Annotated in this window: 7 protein-coding genes; 4 read left to right on the forward strand and 3 right to left on the reverse strand. The window is 72.3% G+C overall.

Annotation, left to right across the window (positions count from 1 at the left end):
• Positions 1-29: 29 nt before the first annotated feature.
• Positions 30-686: a response regulator transcription factor gene (locus ABZS97_RS22015; protein ID WP_356139989.1), complete on the reverse strand. Its 657-nt coding sequence runs from the start codon at positions 684-686 to the stop codon at positions 30-32.
• A gap of 208 nt (positions 687-894) precedes the next feature.
• Between ABZS97_RS22015 and ABZS97_RS22020 the strand changes: the two genes are divergently transcribed.
• Positions 895-1,239, forward strand: coding sequence for a hypothetical protein (locus tag ABZS97_RS22020; RefSeq protein WP_356139990.1), 345 nt, complete (start codon positions 895-897; stop codon positions 1,237-1,239).
• A 16-nt stretch (positions 1,240-1,255) separates the two neighbouring features.
• Here ABZS97_RS22020 and ABZS97_RS22025 read toward each other — a convergent pair whose 3' ends face one another.
• Both ABZS97_RS22025 and ABZS97_RS22030 read right to left on the reverse strand, forming a co-directional pair.
• The gene (locus tag ABZS97_RS22025; protein ID WP_356139991.1) at positions 1,256-2,860 is read right to left on the reverse strand and encodes an AMP-binding protein; all 1,605 of its coding nucleotides are present in this window, start codon (positions 2,858-2,860) and stop codon (positions 1,256-1,258) included.
• Positions 2,857-4,536: an AMP-binding protein gene (locus tag ABZS97_RS22030; RefSeq protein WP_356139992.1), complete on the reverse strand. Its 1,680-nt coding sequence runs from the start codon at positions 4,534-4,536 to the stop codon at positions 2,857-2,859. The genes ABZS97_RS22025 and ABZS97_RS22030 overlap by 4 nt, the downstream gene beginning before the upstream one ends.
• Before the next feature lie 128 nt (positions 4,537-4,664).
• On the opposite strand from ABZS97_RS22030, the gene ABZS97_RS22035 reads away from it, so the two are divergent.
• From ABZS97_RS22035 to ABZS97_RS22045, 3 genes are all read left to right on the forward strand, one after another.
• The gene (locus ABZS97_RS22035) at positions 4,665-5,528 is read left to right on the forward strand and encodes a helix-turn-helix transcriptional regulator (RefSeq protein ID WP_356139993.1); all 864 of its coding nucleotides are present in this window, start codon (positions 4,665-4,667) and stop codon (positions 5,526-5,528) included.
• Positions 5,529-5,758: 230 nt separating this feature from the next.
• A complete protein-coding gene (locus ABZS97_RS22040; RefSeq protein ID WP_356139994.1) occupies positions 5,759-8,593 on the forward strand; it encodes an AAA family ATPase in 2,835 nt (944 codons plus the stop codon).
• A 282-nt stretch (positions 8,594-8,875) separates the two neighbouring features.
• Entirely contained in the window at positions 8,876-9,667 is a 792-nt protein-coding gene (locus ABZS97_RS22045) for a serine protease (RefSeq protein WP_356139995.1), read from the forward strand.
• Positions 9,668-9,747 lie beyond the last annotated feature (80 nt).

Raw genomic sequence — 9,747 nt, forward strand, 5'->3', positions numbered from 1 at the left:
CTCCCGCCGGCGCCGGCGGGAGCGCCGGGTCAGGTGCCCAGTCCGGCGTCACGTGCCTTGGCGACCGCGGCGGCGCGGTCGCGCACCCGTAACTTGAACAGGACGGCCGACACATGATTGCGGACCGTCTTCTCCGACAGGACGAGCCGCCGGGCGATCTCGTGGTTGCCGCAGCCGGTGGCGATGAGCCCGAGCACCTCCCGTTCGCGTTCGGTGAGTTCGGGGAAGACCTGGGCCGCGTAGTCCCGGTGGGCGCCGGTGAAGAAGGCGACGATCCGGCGGGCGACGGCCTCGCCGTACACCGCGTCCCCGGAGGCGACGGCCAGCACGGCGCGGACGATCTCCGTGCGGTCGGCGCCCTTGAGCAGGTAGCCGCGGGCCCCGGCGCGCAGTGCGCCCATCAGTGCCTGGTCGTCCTCGTGCATGGTGAGCACCAGGACGCCCAGGTCCGGGTGGCGCGCGAGGAGGGAACGGGTGGCGGCCGCGCCGTCGAGCCCGGGCATGGCCAGGTCGGTCAGGACGACATCGGGGCTCGTCCGCTCGACGACCGCGAGCAGTTCCTCACCGCTCGCCGCCTCCCCGACGACCTCGACCTCGGTCCCTTCGACGAGTACGGCTCTGAGGCCGTAGCGGAACATCGGGTGGTCGTCTGCGATGACCACCCGGACCGCGGAGTGTCCGCTCACGCTTCCTCCAGCGGGGATACGGCAGGTCCGCTGCGCCCGCGTGCCCCGCCCACCAGCGTCCCGCGGGCGGTGTCCCGGTGGCGGCGTGCCGCGTCCCGTCGGTCGCGGGCACGCTGCCCGCCCCGGCCGGGACCCGTGCCTCATGTGCCGGGCTCGCGGAAGGCCCATGGTGGCACCGAATCGCAAGGCAGCGAACCACGGGGGATCCATGCGTACGAAACTTCAACTCGCCGCGCTCACCGGCCTGTCCGGCATTCTGCTGATGGGCGCGGTCGCATGCGGCAGCGACGGCGGCGGCGGTTCGTCCGACGACGTCCCGGGCATCTGCGACGCGTCGGTGCTGGACGACTGCACGGATCCGGTGGACCCCGTGGACCCGGTGGACCCGGTGGACCCGGTGGACCCGGTGGACCCGGTGGACCCGGTGGATCCCGTGGACCCAGTCGATCCCGTGGACCCGGACCCCGTCACCTCCTGCGCTTACGCGGGCGACTACTTGTGCGACGACACGCCCATCGTCATTCCGGCGCCCGATCTCGGCAGCTGGAGCTGACCCCACCGAGAGCGCCCTACTCGCCGTACCCCTCCCGCAGCTCGATCTTCCTGACCTTCCCGGACACCGTCATCGGGAAGGACTCCAGGATCCGCAGCCTGCTGGGGATCTTGTAGTGCGCCAACTGCCCCTCGCAGAAAGCCCGTAGCTCCTCCAGCGTCAGCGGGTCAGCCTGGTCGCGGGGGATGACGCAGGCGAGGACCTCCTCGCCGTAGCGCTCGTGGGGGACGCCGACCACCTGGACGTCGGCGATCTTCGGGTGGGCGTAGAGGAACTCCTCGATCTCGCGCGGGTAGACGTTCTCGCCGCCGCGGATGATCATGTCCTTGATGCGGCCGACGATCTCGACGTAACCGTCGTCGCGCATCACCGCGAGGTCCCCGGTGTGCATCCAGCGCCCGGGGTCGATGGCCTCGGCGGTCTTCGCGGGTTCCTGCCAGTAGCCGAGCATGACGCTGTAGCCGCGGGTGCACAGCTCCCCGGAGGTGCCGCGCGGCTGTGTCACTCCGGCGGGGTCGACGACCTTCACCTCCAGGTGCGGGAGCACGCGGCCGACGGTGCCGGTGCGGTGTTCCAGGTCGTCGTCGCGGCGCGTCTGCAGCGACACCGGGGACGTCTCCGTCATGCCGTAGCAGATGGACACCTCCTCCATGTGCATCTCGGCGACCACCCGCTTCATCACCTCGACCGGGCAGGGCGAGCCCGCCATGATCCCGGTGCGCAGGGAGGTGAGGTCGTAGGTCGCGAAGTCGGGCAGGTTCAACTCCGCGATGAACATGGTCGGTACGCCGTACAGCGAGGTGCAGCGCTCCTGCTCGACCGCGCGGAGCGTCGCCACCGGGTCGAAGGAGGGCGCGGGAATGACCATGCACGCGCCGTGCGAGGTGGCGGCGAGGTTGCCCATCACCATGCCGAAGCAGTGGTAGAAGGGCACCGGGATGCAGATCCGGTCCTGCTCGGAGTAGGAGAGCAACTCCCCAACGAAATAGCCGTTGTTGAGGATGTTGTGGTGGGAGAGAGTGGCTCCCTTGGGGAAGCCCGTCGTGCCCGAGGTGTACTGGATGTTGATGGGGTCGTCGCAGGACAACTCGCCCGCACGCGCGCGGAGTTCCGCCTCCCTCTCCGACGCCCCGCGCGCCATCAGCGCCTCCCAGCTCGGGTCGCCGATGTACACGACCTCCCTCAACTGCGGGCACTTGCCGCGCACTTGCCCGACCATCGCGCGGTAGTCGCTCGTCCTGTGGCCGAGGGAGGCGACCAGCAGGGAGATTCCGGCCTGGTTGAGGACGTACTCGACCTCGTGGGTGCGGTAGGCCGGGTTGATGTTCACCATGATCGCGCCGATGCGGGCGGTGGCGTACTGGACGAGTACCCACTCGGGGCAGTTGACCGCCCAGATGCCGACCCGGTCGCCCTTGCCGACCCCGCCGGCGAGCAGCGCGTACGCCAGCCTGTCGACGTCCGCGGCGAACCGCGTGTAGGTCCAGCGCCGCCCGGACGGCAGGTCGACGAGCGCCTCGCGGTCCGGCCAGGCCGCGACCGCCCGGTCGAGGTTGGCTCCGATGGTGTCCCCGAGCAGGGCTGTCCCGCTCGTTCCGTGTGTGTACGACGGTTCGCTCATCGGAAGTCCTCCTCGCGGTACTCGTCGGACGAGCCCGCGGCCGTGGCCTCGCGCAGCTCGATCCGGCGGATCTTGCCGGAGACGGTCTTGGGGAGTTCGCCGAACTCCAGGCGGCGGATGCGCTTGTACGGCGCCAGGGCCGTGCGGGAGTGCTCGAAGAGCACCTTCGCGGTGTCGGGACCGGGCTCCCAGCCCTCCGCCAGCACGATGTACGCCTTGGGCACCGACAGCCGCAGCTCGTCGGGGGCGGGCACCACGGCCGCCTCGGCCACCGCCTCGTGCTCAAGCAGCGCGCTCTCCAGCTCGAAGGGGGAGATCTTGTAGTCGGAGGCCTTGAAGACGTCGTCGGCGCGGCCGACGTACGTGATGTAGCCGTCCGCGTCGCGGGCGCCGATGTCGCCGGTGCGGTAGTAGCCGCCGGCCATCGCCTCCGCCGTACGGTCCGCGTCTCCGTGGTAGCCGGTCATCACGCCGACGGGACGCGCGGACAGCTCGATCGAGATCTCGCCCTCGTCCGCACCGGGCGCGCCCGACACCGGGTCGAGCAACGTGATGCGGAAGCCGGGGCTGGGGCGGCCCATGGAGCCCGTCTTCAGTTCCTGCCCCGGACTGTTGGAGACCTGGACGGCGGTCTCGGTCTGCCCGAAACCGTCCCGGATGGTGACGCCCCAGGCGCGCCGCACCTGTTCGATCACCTCGGGGTTCAGGGGCTCCCCCGCCGCGACCGCCTCGCGCGGCGGCGTGCGCAGCTGGGTCAGGTCGGCCTGGATGAGCATGCGCCACACGGTGGGCGGCGCACAGAAGGTGGTCACACCCGCCCGGTCCATCTCCGCCATCAGACGGGGCGCGTCGAAGCGCGTGTAGTTGTGGATGAAGACCGTTGCCTCGGCGTTCCAGGGCGCGAAGAGGTTCGACCAGGCGTGCTTGGCCCAGCCGGGCGAGGAGATGTTGAGGTGCACGTCGCCCGGCTTCAGCCCGATCCAGTACATCGTCGCCAGATGCCCGATCGGGTACGAGACGTGGGTGTGCTCGACGAGCTTGGGGCGGGCGGTGGTGCCCGAGGTGAAGTAGAGCATCAGCGGGTCGTCCGAACGGGTGGGGGCGTCCGGCACGAAGGCCGCCTCGGCGCCGTCCGCCTCGGTGTACGACCGCCAGCCCGGCCGTTCGCCGCCGACGGTGATCCGGGTGTAGCCGCCCGGCACGTCGTCGAACTTCTCCGCGTCCTCGGCCCGTGCGATCACGTGCCTGACGCGGCCGCGCTCGACGCGGTCGCGCAGGTCGGCGGGGCCGAGCAGGGTGGTGGCCGGGATGACGACGGCCCGCAGCTTCATCGCGGCGAGGGCCGTCTCCCACAGTTCGACCTGGTTGCCGAGCATGACGAGGATGCGGTCCTCGGCGCGGACGCCCTGCGCGCGCAGCCAGTTGGCCACGCGGTTCGAGCGCTCCGCCAACGCGGCGAAGGAGAACTCGGCGCTCTCACCGTCCTCCTCGACGATGTGCAGGGCGGTGCGGTCGTTGTCGCGGGCGATCACGTCGAACCAGTCGAGGGCCCAGTTGAAGCAGTCCGGGCGAGGCCAGGTGAAGCCCTCGTAGGCCGTGGCGTAGTCCTCGCGGTGCTCCAGCAGGAAGTCCCGTGCGGCGCGGAAGCCGCTCGTCGCACCCGTCGTCGCCGTCATGTGTCCTCCTCGATGCTGCACAGCCGCCCGGCAGGTAGCACTTTCGACCCAGGCCCTAGCATCGTGTATTCGTGATGCAGATCTCACCACCCCCGAACGGGGGTGCGCCGCGATGAAGGGGCGAGCAGGTGGCAGCAGACGCAGCCGAGGCGGTGGAATTGCGTGGCGCGCTGGTACGGCTGCGGCGCGCCACGGGGCTGCCGGTCGCCTTCGGCGGACTGGTCGAGCCCGGCCGACAGCACGTTCGCATCAGCGAACTCAGCGGCACGGCGACGGCCGCGCTCAGCGCGCTCGCGGTGTCGTCGGGCAACGGTCTGGGCGGCAAGGCGGTGGCCCTCGCCCGGCCGTGCGCGGTGACGGACTACTCCGCCTCGCGGCAGATCAGCCACGAGTACGACATCGCGGTCGCGACCGAGGGCCTGTGCTCGGTGGTCGCCGTCCCCGTCGTCGTACGGCGTCGGGTGCGCGGAGTGCTGTACGGCGCCCTGCGCACGGTGCAGCCGCTCGGTGACCGCACGCTCGGCGCGGCCGTGGCGGCGGCGCGGGACGTGGAGCAGGCCCTGGTCGTGCGGGACGAGGCGCAGGGGCTGCTGACCGTGGCACGGCAGCCCACTGCGGCGATGGAGACGGCCGCGTGGGAGGAGGTGCGCGAGGCGCACGGGGCGCTGCGGGCGCTTGCGCCGCGGATCGTGGACCCGGCCCTGCGGGCCGAACTGCTGGAGGCCTGCGGGCGCCTGGTCGGTGCGGCCGCAAACGAACCCGGCCGCGGGGCCGGAGCCGGGGCGGGCGCGCGGGCCGTCACGCTGGCGCCGCGCGAGGTGGACGTCCTCGCGTGCGTCGCGGCCGGGGTGACCAACGCGGGCGTGGCCGAGCGGCTGGGGCTGCGCCCGGAGACGGTGAAGGGGTACCTGCGCTCCGCGATGCGGAAGCTGGGCGCCCACACACGGCTGGAGGCGGTGGTCGCGGCGCGGCGGGCCGGCTTGCTGCCGTAGGCGTATTGGACTGGGCCATTACGCGGGAGCGGGGCGGGATTGCCGCCACAGCCGTCCGCTCGTCCCCTTTTGACCGTTCCGCGAACCCTCTCCATTCGGTCGCCATTCAGCCGGCCCGCCACTGAATCCCTCTATGCCGATCTCTTGTTATTTCCCTCACCACCCCGACCCTCCGAAATTCAAAGAAACATTGCCTAATATTGGCCCGGACACGACACGTGAGGGGAGCGGTGACCGTGCGAGGGGACTTCGACGAACCTGCGAGACCGCGCCCCGACCTGGTCATCGGCCGGGAGGAGGTGTACGCGGGGGCCCGTGAGCATCTCGCCGGCGGAGGCAGCGTGCTCGTGCACGGCCCGGCGGGAATAGGAAAGTCCGCCGTACTGCGCGCGCTGGCCGCGGAATACGCCGAATCGGCCCGCACCGTGTTGCGCTGCTCGGCCACCGAGTCCGAATCCCATCTCCCGTTCCTCGCGCTCGCCGACCTCCTCGGGCTCGTCGCCGACGAGGTCTCCGACAAACTGCCCGCCCCGCAGCGCACGGCCCTCGAATCGGCGCTCACCGGACGCGGCGAGTCCACCCTGCAACGCGACGGTCTCGCCCTTCGGCTCGCGGTGCTGTCCGTGCTGCGCGCCCTGGCCGCCGAGGGGCCGGTGCTGATCGTCGCCGACGACCTGCAGTGGCTGGACCCGGCCAGCGCCGAACTGCTCGGCTTCGCCGCCCGCCGCCTCGGCGGAATGCCCGTGCGCATGCTGTGCGCCGTACGCACCGGCACGGACCCGCAGGGAACCCCGCACGACCGCTATCTACGCGCGTCCCCGCCCGAGACCCTGGCCGTGCGGGTCAATCCGCTCACCCGCCCCCAGGTGGGTGAACTCCTCGCCCGCCGCGGTCACACCGACCTGCCCCGGTCCACCGTGCGGGACATCCACCGCACCAGCGGCGGCAACCCCCTCTTCGCACTGGAGCTCGGCCGCGCCCTGGCCGAGTCACCGACCCCGCCGAGCCCGGGCGAGCCGCTGCCCGTGCCGACCTCGCTGCGCGCGCTCGTCCTGAACCGGCTGGAGATGCTCTCCGCCGAGGCCCGCCGCACCCTGCTCGTCGTCAGCGCGGGCGCCCGCCCCACCCTCGCGCTGCTGCACGCCGCGGGCCGCGAGAACGCGGAGGCGGAGACGGCCTCGGCCGCCGCCCTCGGCCTGCTCGCCACCGAGCGCGAGACCCCCGGCATCCGCTTCGCGCACCCGCTCATCTCCGCCGCCCTGTACGCCGAGGCGACCGCCCAGGAACGGCGCGCCGCCCATGCCGCGCTGTCCACGGCGGCCTCCGACCCGATCGAGCGGGCCCGCCACCTCGCCCTGGCCACCACCGGCACCGATCCCGAGGTCGCCGACCGGCTCGGTGCGGCCGCGGCCGCCGCCCGGGACCGCGGCGCCCCGTCGGTCGCCGCCGGACTGGGGTTGCTGGCCGCCCGGCACACCCCGCCGGACGTCCGGCCCGGCCCGGACGAGCGGCGGCTGCTGGCGGCCGAGGACGCGGTCACCGCCGGTGACCTGGACCTCGCACGGGAGATCGCCCGCGAGGTACTGAGCACCGCGACCGAGCCCTCGGACCGGGTGCGCGCCTGGATGATCGTGATCGACACGGCGGGCCACGCCATGTCGGAGGTCGACGCCGCCTTCCCGCAGGCACTCGCCGACGCGGGTGACGATCCGCGGCTGCTCGCCCTGGTCCGCTACCAACTGGCCTGGCGGGCCCTGCTCGTGGAGGGCGACTTCACCGAGTGCCGTGCGGAGGCCGCGCGCGCGGCGGAGCTGGCCGAGCGCGCCGGCGACCGGCGCACCGAGCTCATGGCCCTCGCCTTCCAGGCCCAGACCGAGACACTGATGGGCCACCCGGACGCACCCGCCACCATCAAGCGCGCGCTGAAGGAACCCCAGGACCCGCGGGCGGCGTGCCACCACAACGGCGCCGGAGCGGCCCGGTTCCGCTGGCTGATCATGAGCGACCAACTGCCCGAGGCGCGGGCCGCGGTCACCACCCTGCTGCGCGAGGCACGGCGGCGCGGCATGGTCGAGAGCGAGGTGCACTTCCTGCGCGGGCTCGCCGAGACCGAACTGCGCTCCGGGCACTGCGGCCAGGCACTCGAACTGGCCCGGGAGAGCCTGCGGCTGGCTCGCGACACCGGGATCGGCGAAGGCGCCTCCGCCATGCTCACCTCGCTCGCGGAGGCCTCCGGCGGCGAGGTGCAGCGGGGGCTCGCGCTCGCCCGGGAAGCGGCGGCGTACGCCGAGGAGAACGGCGACCTGATGTACCTCTCCCGCGCCCTGGGCGCCCTCGGATACGCCCAGTTGGTGGCCGGTGACGCCCAGGCGGCGGTCGAGGCACTGCGCAGGGTGCGGGAACTTGAGCGCGGCCTCGGCATCACCGACCCGGCGCGCGGCCGCTGGCACGGCGACCTCGCCGAGGCGCTCGTGCGGATCGGCGAGCCGGTGGAGGCCCAGGACGTCATCGACGTCACGCGCACACGCGCACTTCGGCTCGGGCGCGAGAGTGTGCTCGCCGTCCTCGACCGGGCCGAGGCGCTGGTACGCGCCGCACGCGGCGAACACGCGGCCGCCACCCGGCAGTTGACCTCCGTGCAGGACCGGCTGGCCAAGCTGGGCTACGGCCTGGAGGAGGCGCGGGCCGCGTACGCCCTGGCCGGCCTGACACTCGGCCCAGCCCGGGCGGCGGGGAGCTCCACGCCGGGCCCGACCACCTACGACGAGGCCTCCCGGCTCTTCCGCCGGTGCCGCGCGCTGCCGTGGCTGCGCCAGGTGGAGACCACGGCCTCGGCGCGACCCGCCGCGCCGCCGCTCGCCTCCGCCGCCCTCGACACGCTCGCCGCGACGGAACGTCAGGTCGCCGCGCTCGTCATGGAGGGCGCCACCAACCGCGAGATCGCCGCGCGCCTGTTCATCAGCGTCAAGACGGTCGAGGCGACCCTCACCCGGGTCTACCGGAAGCTGGGGATCCGGTCGCGGGTGGACATCGTACGGCTGGCGGCGGAACGCCGGACCGGCTGACGCCGTACCTCACCTCACCTGCGCAAGTCCCGGTGCGCGGACCCTCGCGTCGCTGCACATGAACAAGCCCTGGTCGGCGTTACGCTCACGGAGGTTTACGCGCGTCGACCGAGGGTTTTCCCTCCCCGAACTCCCCTAGGGGGTTCCCTCATTGGGAGGAGCCCATGGCGACTTCTAGCGTGAAGGCGTGCCGCTCGCTCGGGCACTGGGGTCCGGTCCCGCGGTCCCCGTGCACCACCCCCCACCCGCGCGTCCCCCCACCGGCCACCTCCGAGGAGACCCATGTTCGGGCTCAACCGTCTCAAGAAGACCGCCGCCGTCTGTGCGGCGACCGCTGCCGCCGCCGCGACCGCTCTGCTGACCGCTCCCGGCGCAGTCGCCGCCCCCCAGCCCATCGTCGGCGGCACGACGACCACGACGACCGCGTACCCGTTCATGATGCAGATCACCGACGCCTCGCAGAACCAGTTCTGCGGTGGCACCCTGGTCGCCGCCAACAAGGTCGTGACCGCCGCCCACTGCATGGTCGGCGAAACCACGAGCAGCGTCCGCGTCGTCGGCGGCAGAACCTACCTGAACGGCACGAACGGCACTGTCAGCAAGGTCAGCAGGATCTGGGTCAACCCCGACTACACGGACGCCACCAACGGTGACGACGTGGCCGTGCTGACCCTGTCGACGTCGATGTCGTACACGACGGCGAAGTACGTGTCGTCCACGAACACGGGCGTGTACGCGACCGGCACCACCGCCCGCATCGTGGGCTGGGGCACGACCTCCGAGAACGGCAGCTCCTCCAACCAGCTGCGGACCGCGACCGTCCCGATCGTGTCCGACTCCAGCTGCAGGAGCTCGTACGGGTCCGACTACGTGGCGAGCGACATGGTCTGCGCCGGATACACCTCCGGCGGCGTGGACACCTGCCAGGGCGACAGCGGCGGTCCGCTGCTCATCGGAGGGGTCCTGGCAGGCATCACCTCATGGGGCGACGGCTGCGCCGAGGCCGGCCACCCGGGTGTCTACACCCGGCTGACGACCTTCTCCAGCCTGGTGACGGCGCAGATCAACTCGTAGTCACCCAAGGACTCCTGAGCACCCCTCAGGTGAATACCAGGGGGGGTGGGGGGGGGGCCCCCACCCGCGCCCCCCCCCCC

The sequence above is a fragment of the Streptomyces sp. NPDC005485 genome (assembly GCF_040606085.1).
Taxonomy (GTDB): domain Bacteria; phylum Actinomycetota; class Actinomycetes; order Streptomycetales; family Streptomycetaceae; genus Streptomyces.